A 20493-nucleotide genomic window follows, 5' to 3' on the forward strand; every position below is an offset into this window, starting at 1 on the left:
TTATAAGACTCAAAAATAACCAATTAAAACAATCTTGCAAGACCTGGCTTAGAATACTTCTCTTGCAATTGCTTTGATATTTTCAGATTTTCCCATAGAATAATAGTGTAAGACCGGTATGCCTTGTTTGATTAATTCTTTGCTTTGACTGATGCACCACTCTATCCCGATTTGTTTTACGGCTTCTGTATCTTTAGCGCGAACGATAGCCATAATAAGCTCATCAGGAATATCCACTTTAAAACGATGTGGTACCAGATTCAATTGTTTTTTTGTTGAAATGGGTTTTAGTCCCGGAATGATCGGAACCGTGATTCCTTCTTTTCTGCATTTGGCAACAAAGTCGAAGAATTTTTTGTTGTCAAAAAACATCTGGGTAATAATATAAGAAGCTCCGTTTTTTATTTTCTGTTTCAGGAAATAGATATCACTATCCAAACTTGGCGCTTCCATATGTTTTTCAGGATAACCGGCTACACCTATGCAAAAATTTGTAGCCGCAGAATTTTGCAATTCGTCATCCAGATAAATACCTTTATTGAGGTTCGTAATCTGTGTTACAAGTTCTGAAGCATAGTGGTTCCCTTCTTTTTCCGGCTTGAAATAGGTTTCATTTTTTACAGCATCACCACGTAAGGCTACCACATTTTGGATTCCGAGGAAATCCAAATCAATTAAGAAATTTTCCGTATCTTCTTTTGTAAATCCGCCACAAAGAATATGAGGAATTGCATCAACCTGATATTTGTTTTGTATCGCCGAACAAATACCGACTGTTCCCGGACGTTTCTTTACGATCTTTTTTTCCAGTAGGCCGCTAGGCAATTCTTTGTATTCATATTCTTCGCGATGATACGTCACGTCAATAAAAGGCGGCTTGAATTCCATTAGCGGATCGATACTATCAAAAATTGACTGTATGTTTTGTCCTTTTAACGGTGGCAATATTTCAAAGGAAAAAAGCGATTTGCCATTGGCTTTTTCTATATGTTCGGTTACTTTCATTTGTTTTTGATTTTTGATTTCCGATCTATGATTTATGATCTTGGATTTCAGATTTTTGACTTGACGACTTTGCGACTTGATGACTTGATGACTTTACGACTAATTAATCTGCAATGTTTGGGTTCAACCATTTTTCGGCATATTCGTATGGGACATTCCTGCGTTTTGCATAGTCTTCGACCTGATCTTTTTTAATTTTTCCCAGTCCGAAATATTTACTTTCAGGGTGTCCGAAATAATATCCGGAAACAGAAGAAGCCGGCCACATCGCCATACTTTCCGTTAAGGTTACGCCTATATTTTGCTCTACATTTAATAATTTCCAGATTGTCGGTTTTTCCAAATGATCCGGGCAAGCAGGGTAACCAGGTGCCGGGCGGATTCCTTTATATTCTTCTTTAATCAGGGCTTCATTGCTTAACACTTCATCAGAAGCATATCCCCAGATTTCTTTTCTGATTTTTTCATGTAAATATTCGGCAAACGCTTCAGCAAAACGATCACCCAGAGCTTTAACCATAATGGAATTATAATCATCGAGATTTTTTTCAAATTCAGCTGCTTTTTCATCCACTCCAAAACCAGTTGTTACGCAAAAAGCACCCATATAATCTATAATTCCCGAATCTTTTGGAGCTATAAAATCAGACAACGCAATATTTGGCGCTCCTTTTGTCTTGGCAGACTGTTGCCTCAAAGTCAGGAAAGTTTGCAGATATTCACCGTTTTCATTTCGCAATTCAATATCATCGTCATTGATTTGGTTCGCTGGAAAAATTCCATAAATTCCTTTTGCTTCCAGCCAGTTTTCCTGTATAATCTGCCGTAGCATGTCCTGAGCATCGGCAAATAAGACTTTCGCCTGTTCGCCAACAATTTCATCTTTTAGTATGTCGGGAAATTTGCCATGCAAGTCCCATGTTCTGAAAAATGGCGTCCAATCGATATAATCGACCAATTCATTTAGTTTTACGTTGATAACTTTTGTTCCAATCCTATTTGGCTTTTTCGGATTAAAATTAGTCCAGTCCAGTTGCAGTTTGTTTTTTCTCGCTTCTGTTATGTTTAAGAAATTTTTATCTCGGCTTCTGCTCAGATAACCTTCACGAAGCTCGTCATATTCTGTCCGAAGACTTTTGAAATATTCCTGGTTGGTATTTTTATTTATAAGATTTCCTGCAACGGTAACAGCACGCGAAGCATCGTTTACATGCACGACTGTTTCACTGTATTCTGGGGCAATCTTAACAGCTGTATGTGCTCTTGAAGTTGTTGCTCCACCAATCATTATCGGAATTTTGACATTTTGCTTATCCATCTGTTTTGCCAGATAGACCATTTCATCAAGAGAAGGCGTAATCAATCCGCTTAGCCCGATAATGTCTACTTTTTCCTCAATTGCTGTTTGAATAATTTTTTCAGGCGGAACCATAACGCCCAAGTCGATAATCTCGTAATTATTGCAAGCCAAAACTACTGCCACGATATTTTTACCAATATCATGTACATCGCCTTTCACGGTTGCCATCAAAACTTTTCCGGCAGAACTGGAAGCTCCATCTTTTTCGGCTTCAATATATGGCAGCAGATAGGCAACTGCTTTTTTCATGACACGCGCTGATTTTACTACTTGTGGCAGAAACATTTTTCCGCTTCCAAATAAATCTCCTACTACATTCATTCCTGTCATCAGGTTGATTTCTATAACCTCAATAGGCTTTGTTGCCAATTGTCTGGCTTCTTCTATATCAGCATCGATAAATTCATCTACTCCTCTCACTAAAGCATGTGTCAGCCTATCTTGAAGCGGAAGCAAACGCCATTCTTGTGATTGTTTTTCTGAGACTTCTTTGGTATCTCCTTTTATATTTTCAGCAAATGCCAAAAGTCTTTCTGTGGCATCTTCTCTTCTATCAAGCAGCACGTCTTCAACATGCTCCAGCAAATCTTTAGGAATCTGGTCGTAGATTTCCAGCATTTCCGGATTTACAATTCCCATAGTCATACCATGATTGACAGCATGGTATAAAAATGCGGAATGCATAGCTTCACGAACCCTGTCGTTACCTCGGAAAGAGAACGAAACATTGCTTACACCACCGCTGACACTTGCGTATGGAAGATTTTCCTTAATCCATTTAGTAGCCCTGAAGAAATCAACTGCATTTTGACGATGTTCTTCCATTCCTGTCGCAACGGGAAAAATATTCGGGTCAAAAATGATATCCTCTGCCGGAAAACCAACCTTATCGACTAAAACATCATAGGAACGTTTGCAGATTTCTATTCTTCTTTCATAAGTATCTGCCTGCCCTATTTCATCAAAAGCCATGACAATAATCGCAGCGCCATATTTCTTTATCAGTTTTGCCTGGCGGATAAAATTCTCTTCTCCTTCTTTTAAGCTGATGGAATTGACAACACTTTTTCCTTGTGCTACTTTTAAGCCAGCTTCAATAATTTCCCATTTTGAGCTGTCAATCATAACCGGAACTCGAGAAATATCAGGTTCGGAAGCGATCAAATTCAGAAAAATGGTCATCGCACGAACGCCGTCAAGCATTCCTTCGTCCATATTAATATCAATGATCTGCGCTCCTCCTTCTACCTGTGCTCTGGCGATATCCAGTGCTTCTTCATATTTTTCTTCTTTTATAAGGCGTAGAAATTTTCGGGAACCGGTAACATTGGTGCGTTCTCCTACATTTACAAAAATGCTTTCGGGCGTTATAATTAAAGGTTCAAGACCTGATAATTTTAAATATTTTTTACAATCGACATCTGCCATTTTTCTCTTTTTACTACAGTCTAAACCGGTTCTACAATTCTGGGTGAATACTCTTTTGCCACTTCTGCAATGAGGCGAATATGTTCAGGTGTTGTTCCGCAACATCCTCCAATTATATTAATAAGATTATCTTCAAGATATTCCCGAATCAGATTCTGCATCTCTCCCGCAGTCTGGTCATATTGTCCAAAAGCGTTTGGCAGGCCTGCATTAGGATGTGCTGAAACATTAAATGTGGTATTATGTGAAAGTCGTTGCAGATAAGGCTTCAATTGGTCTGCTCCCAAAGCACAATTAAATCCTACGCTCAACAACGGAATATGAGAAATCGAGATAAGGAATGCTTCCACAGTCTGCCCAGACAGCGTTCTGCCCGAAGCATCTGTTATAGTACCCGAAACCATGACCGGAATATCCAATTTTCTTTCTTCTTTGACTTCTTCGATTGCAAACAATGCTGCTTTTGCATTCAGTGTGTCAAATATGGTCTCAACCAATAGTATATCCGAACCGCCATCAATCAGGGCTTCGACCTGCTGCTTATAGGCAATGCGCAATTCATCAAAGGTTACTGCACGGAAACCAGGATCATTAACATCTGGCGACATGCTTGCAGTTCTGTTCGTCGGGCCTATAGAACCTGCTACAAAACGTGGCTTATCAGGATTTTTTGCTGTGAATTCATCTGCAACTTCCTTAGCCAGCCTAGCCGATTCAAAGTTTAATTCATAAACCAGTTCTTCCAGATGATAATCGGACATACCAATTGTAGTTCCTGAAAATGTATTGGTTTCAACAATATCAGCACCGGCTTCAAAATATTGGCGGTGGACTTCTTGTATTGCTTTTGGCTGTGTTAATGAAAGGAGATCATTATTTCCTTTTAATGGATGAGGAAAATCTTTAAATCTTTCACCTCGGAAATCTTCTTCTGAAAAATTATACCGTTGGAGCATGGTTCCCATTGCTCCGTCAAGGATGAGAATTCTTTCTTTGATAGCTTTGTGTATGCCTGACATTTTTTAATACTATTAGATTGTTCAAGATTCTGATGAATCTAAAAGTCCAGAGTATTTTTCAAAAATGCATGGTATAGGAAAAACAATTCCTGGCCATGAATGGTTGAAAAATACTATCGAGATGTTGTCAGAGGAAAAGAGAGGAAAAATTGAGGTTTTTCCGTGTGTTATCTATCCATTTATATGGTAGAATGTAGCACCTTCTTTAAATTTTAAAGGGTTGCTAAGGCTTCGCCGGGTCTAATCCCTCCGCCTTTCGTGATAACAATCAATATTTTTAAGAACACTGCAAAGTAATGCAATATGTTTGGTTTTTGCAATAGCTTATGGAAATTATACCGCTATGCGGAAATTTTGCTTGGCTGCAATCCTTAGGATTTGTTCAACTAATTTTTGGGAAAGGTTCTTCTCATTTGAGTTTATAAAGACAAAATCTTTTTCGGTTTTTTTTATGCTATTATTTAGCGCCATTTTGAAATCTGCCGAAAACTCTTGCACTCCCGGATTGGCACTAATGATGTCAAAATCGTTCTGGAGCAGATCGAAATAGTCTGGAAGAATATCTTCTGTGTTTGACGTATCAACAGCGATAAGATTTTCGAATTCATTTTCCTGGACAAAACTGATGATGTCTTCCACTCTGAAAGGAACAGCAAATTGAATGAAATTGGCCTCCCAGGAATTTCTTACTGTTGGCTTTTCAAAAAAAGCGACAGTGGCGTTTGTAATTACGGGCAATCTCAAATCGAGATTCCTGTTTTCAAGAAGCTGTTCCTGATTGGAAAGTATTTCATTTATCAGGGAACTTCCTATCTCTTCTATTCCAAAGAGTATGATATTTATTTTTTTAACGGACATGGTTCTGAAGATTTTTAATTAAAAGAACTGCTTTTGACTGGCAATCAAAAGCAGTCTTTCAACAAACAAACAAATAAAACAAACTAAACAAATATGGCTTTATGCCGCATAATTATATTCTTTGTATAAAATCAGCTCGACCGGCGTGGAATTGACCAGATTGTCATAAACCGGACTTTTTTGCTGTACTAATTGTAACCATTTCTGCAGCACTTGAAGTGAAGCATCTGTTGTGGGCTTCAGTACGATTTCGATTTTATTGAAACCTACTCTTTCTTCAAGGCTTGCTTCTCCTGTTATTTCTACTTGTAACGATTTCAGGTTTATGCCTAATTCAGCAGCTACTTGTTGGCTGACAGCATTTACGCATCCTGCAAATCCTGCAAGGATATATTCGAATGGGCTTGGCCCTTCCAATTCAGGAAATTTTTCGTTCCTGCTTATTCTGACATCAGAATTCTGTGTCTTTACTACGAATTGCTCATTATTTCTTGAGTATCCTAAAACATTTATTGCTTTCATATTTTTATTTTTTTTTGATTTATAATTGAGATTTAAATAAAAAAGTCCTTTTGGACGGCTTACCAAAAGGACTTATCACTTGAATATATAAAGAGATTATGTCGTTCGCTTTTGGCAATGGAGTTTAAGGCGGCAATACATCCACATATGCTTTTTACAGAAAATCGTTGTTATTGTATTCATTTTTTTATTTTGTATTTCTCGAAAGATTTTTTTTCAAAAAAAAAGCCCCTGTATTCAACAGAGGCTTTTTGCTATATATTTTAAATAAACTTAAAATTTGGCAATGGTACCCTCTGCGGAAATTTTCCACATCTTACAGTACGTATGACAAATAATAGTTCTCATTTTTATTTCTTTTTGATGGTACAAACTTCAGAACTATTTTTGAATTGACAATACCTAAAATAAAAATTTAACATTTATTTTATTTTGGAACAAAAAAAATCCGCTTTTAAAAGCGGATTTTTTAACAATATAAACTACTGTAAATTAGTTTTTTATAATTTTAGAAGATCCAGAACCGGAATCTGTCTGAACATTTAAGAAATACATTCCGGTTGTTAGGTCAGCAATATTAACCTGAGTTTCAAGAGCACCATCCGTAGCCAGAGTTTTTACTACTCTTCCATTTAAATCGGTAACTTGAATCGAATTGATAGCTGTATTATTCTTGCTAGTCACATTAACAATTCCTGTTGTTGGATTTGGATAGATTGAGAAGTTATTTGCTAAGAAGTCATTTGTTGACAATGTTGTTGCAGTAACCTTGTAATCATCTATCAATAAAGCGAACTGGTCGTTGGATATACAATTAATCGATAGATATACATTCTGTCCTGCATATGCATCCAAATTATAAGTGTATTGTGTCCATGTTGCAGTAGTTTGCACATAGTTTCCTGTTGAAATAACCGTGAAATTTGCAGCAGCTGTTCCTGTTGTTGAAACTCCTACTTTGAAACGTTCATTTGGATAATTTGCAGCAGCTGATTTTGCCCAAAAAGTCAAAATATTTCCTGTAGCTCCAAGTTGAATTCGTGGAGAAATCAACCAATCATTATTAGGTCCCTGGAATTCTAACTGAGGATCGACTATAGCATTAAAACAGGCTATTACTTTTTCACCGGTACGAGCTGCCCATGCTTCATTAACAACAGGATTTGTAGCATTTCTATTAAAAATAATAAAAGAACCTGTGTATCCGGAATTGGCAAATTCTACAGAAACTGGAGGTGTACCTACTTCAATCCCATAGGTTGGAGCCTGATCAACATCTATCTGTGTCCAGGAACCAATATTTGCAATGGCAAAGTTAGTATAAGATTCAAAACCATCTTCAAAAATTGTGACTTGGGCACTTAAACCCATTGAAGATAAAAACAAAAAAGAAAGTAACGTTTTTTTCATAAATGTATTAATTAAAATTAAATTAAAGTTCACTTTAAGCATTGGAAATAAAAAAGCCCACTTAAAAAAGCAGACTTTTTTTAAGTATAAATTTCCATTGTTTAGCCTCTTGCAAGCAAAAGATTCTCTATAAAAGTTTAGTTAATACCTGTGCAATATAACAAAAAAATGTTCATTTCACAACATTTAGTTATTATACACAAAAATAAATTCCTGTATTAAACTCAGAGATTTAAATCATTATGAAAAAATTAGCTTATTGTTTACTGCTTAACTGTTTTGTCAATTAAATATGCTTTTATACCTTTGCAATCAAAATCGAGAAGAGGAAAAATTTGTACTGATTGCAACCTCTGATGCTTAACGATTAAGCATCATAAAAATGCTAAAGCAGAAGCCCTTCTTTAGCCTTTCCCTGCAATTTTTCCGATTCCTAAAAACATAAAAAAATATGGCTTATTTATTTACGTCAGAATCTGTGAGTGAGGGACATCCAGATAAAATTGCTGACCAAATTTCAGACGCACTAATCGATAATTTTTTGGCTTTTGATGCCGATTCAAAAGTTGCTTGTGAAACTTTGGTTACTACTGGACAGGTTATTCTGGCGGGAGAAGTTAAATCAAAAACATACTTAGATGTACAGCAAATAGCCCGTGATGTCATCAAAAAAATTGGATACACAAAAAGCGAGTATATGTTTGAAGCAAATTCTTGCGGTGTATTGTCTGCTATTCACGAGCAATCTCAAGATATTAATCAAGGTGTTGACCGCGCCAGCAAAGAAGATCAAGGTGCTGGTGATCAAGGAATGATGTTTGGTTATGCAACAAATGAAACAGATGATTTTATGCCTCTGGCCTTGAATCTTTCTCACAAATTATTGCAAGAACTAGCCGTTCTGCGTCGCGAAAATAACGAAATCAAATACCTTCGCCCGGATGCCAAGTCGCAAGTTACTTTGGAATATGATGACAACAACAAGCCTGTCCGTATTGATGCTATTGTAATTTCTACTCAGCATGATGATTTTGATAACGAGGCAAATATGCTTGCTAAAATCAAAAAAGACCTGATCGAAATCTTAATCCCAAGAATTATCAAAAACAACCCGCATTATGCGCATTTGTTCAATGATACAATTCAATACCATATCAATCCAACCGGAAAGTTTGTGATTGGTGGTCCACACGGTGATACAGGATTGACAGGAAGAAAAATTATTGTTGATACTTACGGTGGAAAAGGCGCTCACGGTGGTGGTGCTTTTTCTGGAAAAGACCCGAGTAAAGTAGACCGAAGTGCTGCTTATGCAACACGTCATATTGCTAAAAACTTAGTAGCGGCAGGAGTGGCAGAAGAAATTTTAGTACAAGTTTCTTATGCTATTGGTGTAGCTAAGCCAATGGGTATCTATATCAATACTTACGGCACTTCAAAGCTAAATCTTTCAGATGGAGAGATTGCTAAAAAAGTAGAAGAGCTTTTTGACATGAGACCATATTTCATCGAACAAAGATTAAAGTTGAGAAATCCTATTTATAGTGAAACTGCCGCTTACGGACACATGGGAAGAAAACCAGAAACCGTAACTAAAACTTTCAAAACTCCAAACGGAGAAGAGAAAACAGTTACAGTGGAACTATTTACATGGGAAAAACTTGACTTTGTTGATAAAGTAAAAGCCGCTTTTGGAATATAACCATTAGCCCAGGTATAAAAAAACCATCCTTTTCAGGATGGTTTTTTATTTTTAATAGGTTCCGTTTTTCATTTTTTCAAGAACAGCTTCCATTTCGGCTTTGGATTCTTCTCCTGTTATATCAGAAAATTTCAGTGCCTGTTCCTGTGTTTTTATTGCTTTTTGCTTCTCGCCATTTTTATAATATAACTGCGCCAGAGTGTCTAAGTAATACGGACTGTTTTTTTCAATCCTTAAACTGGATTCAGACCATTGGATTGCCTTTTTAATGGATTCCGGATCTTTCCCTTTTTGAACCACAAACCAAGCTGCTTCGTTAGAAGCATTAGAAAAAGAATTTTTAAAAGACGTCCAATCGTTATACGAATAATCCGTTTTAATCTGGGCAGTATATAGATCATCTAAAATTTCAATTTCGTTTTTACCTCCTTTAAATGCTTCCTTGAAGAAGACATCATATTCAGCCACAAATGGATTTTCTTTATCTTGAGCTTCAGCAATACCTTGTAAAATTCTTAAATATTCGATGTTAGTAGTATAATCCTGAGGTTTTTTCGCCATTACTTTTTTATAAATATCCATTATCCTGTTTCTGTATCTCTCATCGGTATTTTCTCCAATCTGAGAAATACCACTGGAAATAGCTAATGGTAATTGGCTTTCTATGGTTGGGATATAATCACCATACGCAGTATCACCTTGTTCAGATGTCTTTTTTTGCTCTTCGAGAATCGCGTCATAATGTTTCAACAGATAATCAATCGCTTTAAAGTTGGCTTCATCAAATGGCCTCCCCTCGTTATAAATTTTATAATAAAACCCTCTGTTTTGTACTTCGGCCAATGCAATTTTTACAAAATCCATATCTGGTGTTTTATCTTTTGCATGACTATTGACAATCCTATCCCAAACAGAAAGCAGTTTCTTTTTATCAAAATTTACTTTGGTATAGGCTGTTTGATTTTCGTAATTCGGATATTCCTGTATTGTATCTGCCTCTACCTGCTCAACCATAGATGATTCCGCTAAACTAACAGCCACTTTTACCGGCGGTTCAATAGACCAGCTATACAGATTATCATCTGAAAGCGGCAACAATTTCTTTACGATTTCAGAATCTTTCGTTTTTTTGGAGCTCAAAGCCTTGTTCAGATCTACCATTGCTTTTACATACTGCAGCCTTTCCCCGATTGAGCTATAATAGACATCAAACATACCCGCATTTTCCGACAAATTCCTTTCGGTCTGGCTCAAGATGTTTCCATCCCCATCCATAACTATGGTTGCTGATTTAAACATTACATTTTTTGTAGCCCAGGACTCATCTTTTGCAGTTGCTAAATAATAATTATACTTGTCATAATCCGCAATCTGTCCATAAGAACTATAGCTTCCTATATTGTATTCCTGATTTTGTATGAATACATCAAAAAAGTTCTTCGCACTTTTATTATCCGGGTCATACGAAACCACCAAGTATTTCTGAGGCGTTTTTTTAGTTGCCTCTAATGCTTTTTGCATATTATCATGCACTACTAATTTAAAGTCAGATGCTGGCGCAACAGCTGCACTGTCTGCCACTCCATAACCAAACATATCCGTTTTGCCAGGATAAGTCCAGTTTTTTTTCTTTGTAGTCTCTATTGGGTTTTCTTTAACGTCAACTACTTTTGATTTTTGGTTTTCACGCACAAAAGTCAACGGATTTTTTTTATTCTCAGAAATTACCAATTCATTTTTTTCATTGTAATAACCCTGAAGATCCATTTTTCCTAAGTAATTAGGAGTGTATTCAATTTTGATTTCATTAGCACTTCTTGGCAGAGCATATTTGTATAGTGTTGTTTCTCCGTTATAATCTTCTCTTGCCAGATAAAGATATTCTGCCCGATTGATTTCAAAATTTGCTTCTGTCTCGTCAAGACCCAATTCTCCTGTCAAATCATAAACAGCCTTATAATCAGGTTCTGACTTGCCTGACTGAGTTCCGATATATATACCTGAAAAATAACCTGAAGTCCCTTTTATATTTACCCTGATTTTCCCTGCACCTGGATTGGCATCATAAGAAAAAGCAACAGCAAAATCAGATTCTCTGGAATAATTGTTATTGAAAAATAAGGTATCATTCTTAACTTCATAATCTCCATACAGGAGAACAAGTTCGTATTTGTTATTATCAAGAAGGTTCAGTTTGACATCCTGTCCTAAGGAGTTGGAGATATAGGTCCCTTTTTCATTTTTATTCTGTGAATAGCAAACCGCAGAAAGGAACAATAATAATCCCAGAGTGTAATTCTTCATATTTGGCTTTTTAGTGATTTGTCCTACAAATTTAATTTATTTTTTCAGCAAAAATAAATCTTATCCAAAATAGAAGGTTATATTTCAGTCGGGCTATATATATGGAATAGGAGCAACTAACTCAAAACTCCCTACTCTATCTTAAGCCAATAGCCTGACTGAAATTATATTTTTATAAATTATATTTTAATGTCAATATCAAATACCTTGGCTGAACCCTATACTGTGATGTAGTTGTACGGTATTGGTTAAAGCTGTCATCGTTCAGCGTTTTCGTGTTCAACAAGTTTGTCGCTCCAATTTTATATTCAAACTTGCTGTTTTTCTTTTGATAAATCAAGCTGGCATTTAAAAAATCATATTCATTTTCCACTGTCTTGCTACTGTTATAATAATGATAGAATTCATATTCTGCCACAAAAGAAAAACTATCCAAGAAATAATAATCTAATTTGGCAAACGGCTTGTCAGTAAAAAATTTTGACCCTGCATAATCATTAACTACAAAATTATACCCTACTTCAAGGTTAGGCAGGTCTCTATAGTTTGTTGAAGCTCTCATGGTATAATTCTGTATGAAACTTTCCTGTGTCGTTACATTCCCATTCTGGATATTATTGAATTTCGACCAGTTCAATCCAATACTTGCCGATACTTTATAAAATCTTAGAAAAGATCGCCCATAAGCACCATTAGCACTAATCGTTTCGTCTGCCAGATTTGAATTGTAAGGAGTCAGGGTCTGATTTACATTATCGAAAACAATTCTGCTTTTAACGGCATCAGTCACTTTGCTGTATGAGATATTGGCAAATATATTTTCCAGATTATACATACTGTATTTGAAATATCTCAAAGAGTGCAATTGCGTTGTTGAATTTTCAAGGTATCTGTTTCCATTATATAAGCTACTGTATCCGGAAAGCACATTTCCCATTACCAGGTTGTTGATATCTGTAAAATTATTGTTCAGCGCAAAAGTATATGTCAGCGTTTCTGATTTCTTAATCTGATACAGGGCGTAGAAATCCGGCAATAGCTTAGAAAAGTTTTGTTTATAGTTTGTTCCTAACTGTGCATTATCCATGTTGTAATAGTGTGCGCTGAATCCCGGAGTGAAAGTAAATTTCCCTGTCAGGAATTTATAATGCAATCCAACAAAAACATCATTAAAATCATAGCTTACTTTATTGTTATTTTCCGGTGCTACAAGATCATTCCTGTTACCATTGTCTAAAATCTGGAAAATGCTTGAGTTGAAATTCTGATGCGAATTGGTATTTCCTAAAGTCACATTGATATTACTTTTTGGTGTAACCATATAGTAATAATCCAGCTTAGCATCGAGCTTATTGGTTTTTACAAAACGACTTTGGTTCAAATTATTTCGGTTCTGATTTTCTACATAACCCGACAAAGCAAAAGGTTGTGTCATTAAATTGGCATTATAAAAAGGATCTTCATCCTGATAAAGATGCTGCATTTCAAAAGCAAAAACATTTTTATCGTTAGCCGTATAATACAGGCTTGCATTTTGATTTATTGATGTCGGATTCTGTTTTTTGGTAGTATAGATGTCTTCTGCAGAAGTAACATTATTGACAGTAAATTCTCTTAGCAAGTTATTATTTTCATCCTGCTTCGATTGTTTCATCAATACGTCATAATCAAATTGCAATTTTGTATTGGGCTTATAGCTGGAACTAAACTTGAACAGTCCTAGATTACTTTTCTGGTGCGTGATTTCTTCGTTTTTCTGTCTTACTCCGGTTTCAAGAATGGTACTTCTTGAACGGGTTTCCAAATCAGTTTCAGAGGAAGAAAGAATTGCAAAGCCGCTTAAACTCCATTTTTTTGTGACATTATAAGAAAAGTTTGTCGCTCCAAATTTGGTTTCAATTTCTTTGGCTCTGTTATTTCTAAGCATGGCAATGCCCAAATCATTTGAGGAAACATTAAAAGAGCTTCCTCCTTTTTGCATCATACCTCTAAAACCACCAGTAAATTTAAAATAATCCTGTATGGTTAGTGGCAGCTCTCCTATATTATTGAAATTTGAGATAAGATTGATACTGTATTTTGGATTATAGTAAAACAGTTTAGGGTTTACTATATAACGACTGTCTTTATGCCCAATACCTATTCCTGCACTCATGTCACCAAACCAAAAATTCTTTTTGCCATCTTTTAGCTTGATGTTCATTGCCACATTTTCCTCATTATTTTCAAGACCTTTCAGCGCTCCAATTTCATTGTAATTTCGCAATACCTGAACCTTATCTATAGCATCGGCAGGAATATTTTTCACTCCTAACTTCGTATCGCCATCAAAAAAGTCTTTGCCTTCCACCATTAGTTTCTGAACTTTTTTCCCTTCTACTTCAATCTGCCCATCTGCATTTACTTCAACTCCAGGGAGTTTTTTCAAAACATCTTCTAGCTTCCTTTCCGTTCCTGTTTTAAAAGAATCAGCATTATAAACAATAGTGTCTCCTTTTATGGAAACCGGCATTTCCTGTACAATTTCTACCTGATCCAAATCAACTCCCTGTTCCAGTACAAGTGTCTGAACCATGTTTTCTGCTTGTGTCTGGACATCAATTTCTTTAGCTTGATAACCGATATAACTCACCTTTATCTTGTAGGCGGTATTGGCTTTGAGCGATAATTGGAACCTTCCCTTATCATCTGTAATGGCATAGGAATCCATGGCTTTTGTAGACTGGTTTACAGCCATGACATTAGCCATTTCCAAACCAACAGCATTCGCATCAGCTACAATACCTGAAAAACGTATGTTCTGGGAATATCCTGAAATGGAAAGGAATAGAAATGTAAGGAAAAGTACTTTTTTCATTTTGTAAGAGAAATTGGATGTGTAAAACTAATGATTAATTGCCTAAATTAATATGGATGTTGCCCTTCGAATCCTTCATACTTTCCATCTGCTTTTCAATTAGTGCTTCATATTCCTTTTTTGTTACTTTTTTTCCTTTTTTTGGCATTTTAATAACCACCTTATCTTTTGGATTCAATACAATTTTAGAGCATAGTATTACTGTTTTCGCATCGTTTACTTCCATGATTAGGCCAGGCAATCCCCAATATTCTCCGGGACCATGGCTCACTGGAATTTCCGGCGTATACCAAACTGTTATCGTTCTATCTTTAGGTTCACTTGGAGTAAACAACACTGTCTTTTTTTCGCTTTTTTTATTTTTCATTTTTTCAAAATTCTCTATATCTTCTTTAGAAACAGGAATTACGCCAATGGCCTTATAGCAGGTAAAGTTCCCTATTTTTTTAGTCTCGTCCACCAACTTCCAATCCCATTTTCGTAAAGAATCTGACACTAGAAATTCTTTTCCGAAAAAGTCCTCCTCGGAAAGCATGGTCTTATCTTTTATATTTTTATACGATTTACCATCACCTGATGAAGTAGTATTAAAGACTATGGTTTTGGCTCCTGACGAACCGCTCGGAGATTCCAGTTTTGGTGGCTCTTCGTAAACGGATTCCGTTTTATTAAAACTCAATTCATAGGTTTTTTCAAAACCTTTTTTCATTTTTTCTTCAATTGATGCTTGCAAATCAGGAGTCATATTTGAGCCACTTATCTGTATATCATTCATTATTGTTTTTGTCTGATATGTTGCGCGTCCGGTAAACTCCTGTGCCTGCATCAGTTGGAAAGAAAAAAGAGTTGCTACTATTGCTGCGGTAACTGCTGATTTTATCATGTTTGTTGGTTTTTTAAATTAATGACACAAAGTAAACCACATGAAATATCATTTTCAGTTAACCAACGTTAACGATTGTTAACGGCATTTTTTCAATGCTTTTTGTTTATACTTTTGAAAAATGAAATCCAAGAATTATAAATACATCTTATTTTTTATTTCCGTAACTATCATTGCAACAATCAGTTTGCAGATTTACTGGAATATAAAAAACTATGCAGAAAACAAGCAGCGGCTAATCAATGACGTACAGATTGCTTTTGACAACAGCATAGAGCATTATTATGCAGAAGATGTAAAAACTGATTTCATGACATTTATCGGAAATGACACTATCAAAGACCCTAATTTTGTGCAGAATATCATTTCCGACTCCGTTTTTATCAATGCAATTACAAAAAGAAAAGTAAAAGCAGCGAAAAAATATATGGCAACAAGCACTTTCACTGAAGATAATTCACCAAAGACAACTACAGTCATAAAAATCAACAATTCTAAAAATACTCCCAAACAAGTAATTGACTTTATAGATTCTCCAAAACCTGAAAGCCCTAAAACTATAAAAGGCAAAAGCGCTGAAATACATGGGAAAACTTATGCGATAGCGCCTGCAAAAATTTCTGAAGTAAAGGTTCTTACCGGGAAACGCGCCATGGATAGCGTCTCTAAAATCCAAACCTTTACCAATAAAATCCTTATTTCGCTGACCCGAGATTCTATCGAATTTGAAAAAGTAAGTATAACCCTGGACAAAGAATTGGCACGAAAGGACATTACTATCCAATACGGAATGCGGCTTTTTAAAATGGATTCGGTACTTCAAAATTACCATCTGGATAAAAACATCCATTTCCCTTTAAGCACAACCTCTAATTCTACATTTCTTCCCCCGGGACAGAAGTTGAAGCTACTATTTTCAAATCCGGTAGTAGTGATTTTAAAACGAAGTATGGTAGAGATCATTCTATCTTTTCTTCTTTCGCTGTCCATAATTGGCTGCTTGTTTTATTTACTAAAAACAATTAATAAGCAGAAAAAGGTAGATGAAATCAAAAATGATCTTATCAGCAATATCACTCATGAATTCAAAACACCAATTACAACGGTTGCTACAGCTATTGAGGGTATCCGAAATTTTAATGCAGTAAACGATACTGAAAAGACCAACCGCTATCTTGACATTTCCAACCAGCAGCTAAAAAAGCTGGAAATTATGGTCGAAAAACTTTTAGAAACTGCCACTTTAGATACAGATAAACTTTTGCTTCATAAAGAGCCAACAAACATCGTTTCAACGATACGGAATCTTGTAGAAAAGCATAAGGTAATTGATCCTGAAAAAAATATTTTCTTCCACTCTAATATGGAACAGCTTATTGCCGAGATTGATCCTTTCTATTTTGAAAATACGCTTTCCAATCTGATTGATAATGCCATCAAATATGGTGGTAACATCATCGATATTTATTTAAAATATGCTGCCAATACTCTTGAAATTACCGTACAGGACAATGGTTCAGGAATCGAAAAAGACCAAAGAGAAAAGATTTTTGACAAGTTTTACCGAATTCCTAAAGGGAACAGGCATGATGTAAAAGGATTTGGAATAGGGCTATATTATTCTAAAAGGATCATAGAAAAACATGGTGGCACACTGGAATTGCTTCCTAGCCAGGAACTGACTATTTTTAAAATAAAATTATCTGATGTCTAGCAAAATAAAAATCATACTGGCAGAAGATGAACCTGCCCTTGCCCAAATTATAAAGGAGAGCCTGGAAACACGGAATTTCGAGGTCTTTTCATGTAAAAATGGAGAAGAAGCCTTTGAAACTTTTTCAAAAGAGAAACCGGAACTTTTGGTACTGGATGTTATGATGCCCAAAAAAGATGGTTTTACGTTGGCAAAGGAAATCCGAAAACTGGACAAAAAAACACCTATTATTTTTCTTACTGCAAAATCGCAGACACAGGATGTTGTTGATGGTTTTCAGCTAGGAGGTAACGATTATTTGAAAAAACCGTTTAGTATGGAGGAATTAATTGTCCGTATCCATGCCCTTTTAGGTCGAATCCAACTGGAAAAAAATGATGAAAGTATCATTATAGGCAATTATATTTTTAACCTGACCAAACAAACACTTGATTATTCAGGAAGCATACAATTTCTCACACATCGGGAAGCTTCACTGCTTCATCTTTTAATCGAAAACAGGAACGACATATTAGACCGTTCTCTTGTTTTAAAAAAAATCTGGGGAGATGATGATTTTTTTAATGGCAGGAGTATGGATGTTTTTATCACAAAATTGAGAAAAAAACTTAGCCTTGACCCAAACATCCAAATTATAAATGTCCGAAGCCAAGGCTATAAATTGATTACATAATTTCTATCCATAAAAAACGACATAGAGTGCAAGCAACCTATGTCGTTTTAATCTTTTTTATATAATTAATTCCCCATTCTGATTCCTGGTCTGCCGCCGCCTCTCTTGAACTGCTCTTGCATTTCTTCCATTTTTGTGGTTACAATTTCATCATATTCTTTTTGTGTAACGACTTTGCCTTTTGAAGGTGCTTTAATGGCTGCTTTTTCTTTTGAATTGAGTACAATTTTCGAGCATAAGATTACCGTTTTGTCATCGCTGACTTCGAGAATCAATCCAGGCAATCCCCAATAGCCTTCCGGCCCTTGGTTTACAGGAATTTCTGGCGCATACCAAGCCGTAACGTTCACTTCGCTCGGCATTTCAAAGTCATCCATGAAATTGGTTTTCTTTTCTTCGGTTTTTTCCTGCTTTTTGTCTTTTGCTTCTTTTGTCTCCTCTTGTTTTTTCGGTCTGAAATTTCTAAAATCCGAACGGGCTACTTTTTTTACCGCTGTAGCTTTATAACAGGTATAACCTCCAATCTGTTTGGTTTCTCCTTCTAGTTTCCATTGCAGTTTTGGTAATGTATCTTTTACCAGAAATTCTTTGCCCATAAATTCCTTATCAACGGCAAATGTTCTTTCTTTTACATTTTTATAGTAAGTGCCTCCGCCTCCCATCATGGAAGACATCATTCGGAATCCTCCATTATTTTGGCCTGGTGCATCTAGTTTTTCATCTTCCTTATAGATTGAAGCAGCCTTATCAAAATTGAGAATAAAAGTTTTCTCCAGCATTTTTTTCATCCTTTCTTCAATAGACTTCTGCATTTCCGGTGTTATTTCTCTATTCCCAGAAAATCTTGATTTCATATCAGGCGTGCTCGTTTTAGATTCATAGACCGCCATTCCTTGAAATTCCTGGGTTCCCATAGCAGAAGTTCCTTGCTGTTTTTGAGCATATGAGTTGGAAATCGAAACCAACATCATTAAAAAAATCAGGTGTTTTTTCATAAAACAAAATTTAGTATACAAATATGACGGATTTGGACAATATTTGCTACAAAGCTTTTGTTAAATAATTTTAACCTTGCCATTTGAACACAATATTAAATGATTATCAGAAAGTTTGTACCTGACAGTTGACGTTCAATAGTTCTATTATTAGGAGCTTTGCGGCTCTGCGCCTTTGCGTGAAATGATTGCTCGCAAAGGCGCAGAGCCACAAAGCAAGAAAAATATAAGCTTACTTGGAATTTGTTTTTGGTATATGGTTTCAGATATTCAATATTAAATATTTGCTTTGCTTCCAACATCTGAAAGGATATTCGTAAATTGGCACCTACTATGAGAAAAATCATTTTTATAGCCCTGAGTCTTATTCCCGTATTGGCATTCTCACAACAGCCAAGCATTATTCCTTTTTTTTCCAACGCAGAAAAATGGGAAACAGGACAGTATATCGGGAAAGATAATTTTGGAAATTTCTATTCTATCAACCAGAATGAATTTAGGAAAACAAGTCCGAATCAGGTCTATTTTTACAAAAATGTTTCCTTAGGCAAAATTCATCAGGTCGATCTGCAAAATCCTTTACAGCTGGTTCTGTTTTACAAACAGTTCACAACAGTTGTTTTACTGGACAATCAGCTGAATGAAACTGCAAGGATTAATTTTTCGGAACTACAAACACCTTTAAACCCAGAAGCTGTAAGCCTGGCGTCACAAAACAGATTATGGGTATATGATATGCTGAGCCAGAAATTAGGATTGTTTGATATTCAGAAAAGCACTTTTCAACCCATAACGCCTTCTTTTAAAGAAAACGTAAAATTTTACCAATCTGATTACAATTATTTTTACTGGATCGACACCAAACAAAATTTATATGTTTCGAATCTGTTCGGGAAAGTTAATTTTCTTGGGCATGTTCCTGATTACAATCAATTGCAGGTTGTTTCTCCAAAACAAATTTTGATGAAAATCGATAATGGATTGTTTCTCTATAATTTAGAAGACGAGTCGTTATCACCTATCCAATTAAAAGAAAAAAGCTTCGGTCATTTTTCTTTTAAAGACCAAATTTTATCTATTTTTACCGAAAACGAAATCAGTCAATATAAAATCACATTACCGTAATGCACATAGCAGTAGCAGGAAATATTGGAGCCGGAAAAACAACACTAACACGATTGTTAGCAAAACATTTTAAATGGGAACCGCACTTTGAAGACGTAGTAGACAATCCTTATCTTGATGATTTTTACCATCAGATGGAACGTTGGTCGTTCAACCTTCAGATTTATTTCTTGAATAGCCGTTTCAGACAAGTCCTTCAGATACGCGAAAGTGGCAAAAATATCATTCAGGACAGAACGATTTATGAAGACGCACATATTTTCGCTCCCAACCTGCATGCCATGGGATTGATGACCAATCGTGATTTTAATAATTATAAATCGCTTTTTGAATTGATGGAATCATTGGTAGAAGGACCAGATTTACTAATCTATTTGAGAAGTTCTATTCCGAATCTGGTTAATCAAATCCATAAGCGAGGAAGAGAATACGAAAACTCTATTTCTATCGATTATCTTAGCCGCCTGAATGAAAGATACGAAGCCTGGATACAAAGCTATACCAATGGAAAACTCCTGATTATCGATGTTGATAATATCAATTTTGTAGACAACCCGGAAGACTTAGGAGGTATCATTAACCGAATCAATGCAGAAATTAACGGATTGTTTTAATCTTGAAAATATAAAAAAAGCCTT

At 35.7% G+C, this 20493-nt stretch carries 15 protein-coding genes and 1 riboswitch; of the genes, 5 read left to right on the forward strand and 10 right to left on the reverse strand.

Going from position 1 to position 20493, the window contains the following annotated elements:
* Nucleotides 1-48 precede the first annotated feature (48 nt).
* The 6 genes from metF to ABH942_RS06640 form a co-directional block, all read right to left on the reverse strand.
* Nucleotides 49-1005 (reverse strand): methylenetetrahydrofolate reductase [NAD(P)H], encoded by a 957-nt coding sequence (gene metF, locus ABH942_RS06615; RefSeq protein ID WP_370030365.1) that lies wholly within the window; start codon nucleotides 1003-1005, stop codon nucleotides 49-51.
* Between the two features lie 103 nt (nucleotides 1006-1108).
* Complete coding sequence (metH, locus tag ABH942_RS06620) at nucleotides 1109-3793, reverse strand: methionine synthase (RefSeq protein ID WP_370030367.1); 2685 nt, start codon at nucleotides 3791-3793, stop codon at nucleotides 1109-1111.
* A gap of 20 nt (nucleotides 3794-3813) precedes the next feature.
* Nucleotides 3814-4812, reverse strand: coding sequence for a homocysteine S-methyltransferase family protein (locus ABH942_RS06625; protein WP_370030369.1), 999 nt, complete (start codon nucleotides 4810-4812; stop codon nucleotides 3814-3816).
* 164 nt (nucleotides 4813-4976) lie between these two features.
* A riboswitch (SAM riboswitch) is annotated at nucleotides 4977-5080 on the reverse strand.
* Nucleotides 5081-5145: 65 nt separating this feature from the next.
* The gene (locus ABH942_RS06630) at nucleotides 5146-5670 is read right to left on the reverse strand and encodes a hypothetical protein (RefSeq protein WP_370030371.1); all 525 of its coding nucleotides are present in this window, start codon (nucleotides 5668-5670) and stop codon (nucleotides 5146-5148) included.
* Nucleotides 5671-5769: 99 nt separating this feature from the next.
* A complete protein-coding gene (locus ABH942_RS06635; protein WP_370030373.1) occupies nucleotides 5770-6192 on the reverse strand; it encodes an OsmC family protein in 423 nt (140 codons plus the stop codon).
* A 492-nt stretch (nucleotides 6193-6684) separates the two neighbouring features.
* Entirely contained in the window at nucleotides 6685-7602 is a 918-nt protein-coding gene (locus ABH942_RS06640) for a choice-of-anchor J domain-containing protein (protein ID WP_370030375.1), read from the reverse strand.
* A 451-nt stretch (nucleotides 7603-8053) separates the two neighbouring features.
* On the opposite strand from ABH942_RS06640, the gene metK reads away from it, so the two are divergent.
* Nucleotides 8054-9304, forward strand: a complete 1251-nt coding sequence (metK, locus tag ABH942_RS06645; RefSeq protein WP_370030377.1) for a methionine adenosyltransferase — start codon at nucleotides 8054-8056, stop codon at nucleotides 9302-9304.
* 51 nt (nucleotides 9305-9355) lie between these two features.
* Here metK and ABH942_RS06650 read toward each other — a convergent pair whose 3' ends face one another.
* From ABH942_RS06650 to ABH942_RS06660, 3 genes are all read right to left on the reverse strand, one after another.
* Complete coding sequence (locus ABH942_RS06650; RefSeq protein WP_370030379.1) at nucleotides 9356-11608, reverse strand: hypothetical protein; 2253 nt, start codon at nucleotides 11606-11608, stop codon at nucleotides 9356-9358.
* Nucleotides 11609-11780: 172 nt separating this feature from the next.
* Nucleotides 11781-14465, reverse strand: a complete 2685-nt coding sequence (locus ABH942_RS06655; protein WP_370030381.1) for a carboxypeptidase-like regulatory domain-containing protein — start codon at nucleotides 14463-14465, stop codon at nucleotides 11781-11783.
* 34 nt (nucleotides 14466-14499) lie between these two features.
* Nucleotides 14500-15348, reverse strand: coding sequence for a GLPGLI family protein (locus tag ABH942_RS06660; RefSeq protein ID WP_370030383.1), 849 nt, complete (start codon nucleotides 15346-15348; stop codon nucleotides 14500-14502).
* A 121-nt stretch (nucleotides 15349-15469) separates the two neighbouring features.
* Between ABH942_RS06660 and ABH942_RS06665 the strand changes: the two genes are divergently transcribed.
* Entirely contained in the window at nucleotides 15470-17062 is a 1593-nt protein-coding gene (locus ABH942_RS06665) for a sensor histidine kinase (protein ID WP_370030385.1), read from the forward strand.
* Nucleotides 17055-17735 carry a response regulator transcription factor gene (locus ABH942_RS06670; protein ID WP_370030387.1) on the forward strand — a complete coding sequence of 227 codons (681 nt, stop codon included), beginning with the start codon at nucleotides 17055-17057 and terminating at the stop codon, nucleotides 17733-17735. The genes ABH942_RS06665 and ABH942_RS06670 overlap by 8 nt, the downstream gene beginning before the upstream one ends.
* Before the next feature lie 65 nt (nucleotides 17736-17800).
* Here the strand turns inward: ABH942_RS06670 and ABH942_RS06675 are convergent, their stop codons facing one another.
* A complete protein-coding gene (locus ABH942_RS06675) occupies nucleotides 17801-18730 on the reverse strand; it encodes a GLPGLI family protein (protein ID WP_370030389.1) in 930 nt (309 codons plus the stop codon).
* A 333-nt stretch (nucleotides 18731-19063) separates the two neighbouring features.
* Here ABH942_RS06675 and ABH942_RS06680 point away from each other — a divergent pair, with 333 nt between their 5' ends.
* Nucleotides 19064-19855: a hypothetical protein gene (locus ABH942_RS06680; protein WP_370030391.1), complete on the forward strand. Its 792-nt coding sequence runs from the start codon at nucleotides 19064-19066 to the stop codon at nucleotides 19853-19855.
* Nucleotides 19855-20469 carry a deoxynucleoside kinase gene (locus ABH942_RS06685; RefSeq protein WP_140000708.1) on the forward strand — a complete coding sequence of 205 codons (615 nt, stop codon included), beginning with the start codon at nucleotides 19855-19857 and terminating at the stop codon, nucleotides 20467-20469. The genes ABH942_RS06680 and ABH942_RS06685 overlap by 1 nt, the downstream gene beginning before the upstream one ends.
* Nucleotides 20470-20493: the final 24 nt, after the last annotated feature.

The sequence above is a fragment of the Flavobacterium sp. 28YEA47A genome, assembly GCF_041262125.1.
Taxonomy (GTDB): Bacteria; Bacteroidota; Bacteroidia; order Flavobacteriales; family Flavobacteriaceae; genus Flavobacterium.

What these genes read in the sequence shown, in the direction of transcription:
- ABH942_RS06665 (WP_370030385.1), top strand. Translation starts at nt 15,470, where the DNA reads ATGAAATCCAAGAATTATAAATACATCTTATTTTTTATTTCCGTAACT.
- ABH942_RS06655 (WP_370030381.1), bottom strand. Translation starts at nt 14,465, where the DNA reads ATGAAAAAAGTACTTTTCCTTACATTTCTATTCCTTTCCATTTCAGGA.
- ABH942_RS06625 (WP_370030369.1), bottom strand. Translation starts at nt 4,812, where the DNA reads ATGTCAGGCATACACAAAGCTATCAAAGAAAGAATTCTCATCCTTGAC.
- ABH942_RS06680 (WP_370030391.1), top strand. Translation starts at nt 19,064, where the DNA reads ATGAGAAAAATCATTTTTATAGCCCTGAGTCTTATTCCCGTATTGGCA.
- ABH942_RS06640 (WP_370030375.1), bottom strand. Translation starts at nt 7,602, where the DNA reads ATGAAAAAAACGTTACTTTCTTTTTTGTTTTTATCTTCAATGGGTTTA.
- metH (WP_370030367.1), bottom strand. Translation starts at nt 3,793, where the DNA reads ATGGCAGATGTCGATTGTAAAAAATATTTAAAATTATCAGGTCTTGAA.
- ABH942_RS06685 (WP_140000708.1), top strand. Translation starts at nt 19,855, where the DNA reads ATGCACATAGCAGTAGCAGGAAATATTGGAGCCGGAAAAACAACACTA.
- ABH942_RS06670 (WP_370030387.1), top strand. Translation starts at nt 17,055, where the DNA reads ATGTCTAGCAAAATAAAAATCATACTGGCAGAAGATGAACCTGCCCTT.
- ABH942_RS06635 (WP_370030373.1), bottom strand. Translation starts at nt 6,192, where the DNA reads ATGAAAGCAATAAATGTTTTAGGATACTCAAGAAATAATGAGCAATTC.
- ABH942_RS06660 (WP_370030383.1), bottom strand. Translation starts at nt 15,348, where the DNA reads ATGATAAAATCAGCAGTTACCGCAGCAATAGTAGCAACTCTTTTTTCT.
- metK (WP_370030377.1), top strand. Translation starts at nt 8,054, where the DNA reads ATGGCTTATTTATTTACGTCAGAATCTGTGAGTGAGGGACATCCAGAT.
- metF (WP_370030365.1), bottom strand. Translation starts at nt 1,005, where the DNA reads ATGAAAGTAACCGAACATATAGAAAAAGCCAATGGCAAATCGCTTTTT.
- ABH942_RS06675 (WP_370030389.1), bottom strand. Translation starts at nt 18,730, where the DNA reads ATGAAAAAACACCTGATTTTTTTAATGATGTTGGTTTCGATTTCCAAC.
- ABH942_RS06630 (WP_370030371.1), bottom strand. Translation starts at nt 5,670, where the DNA reads ATGTCCGTTAAAAAAATAAATATCATACTCTTTGGAATAGAAGAGATA.
- ABH942_RS06650 (WP_370030379.1), bottom strand. Translation starts at nt 11,608, where the DNA reads ATGAAGAATTACACTCTGGGATTATTATTGTTCCTTTCTGCGGTTTGC.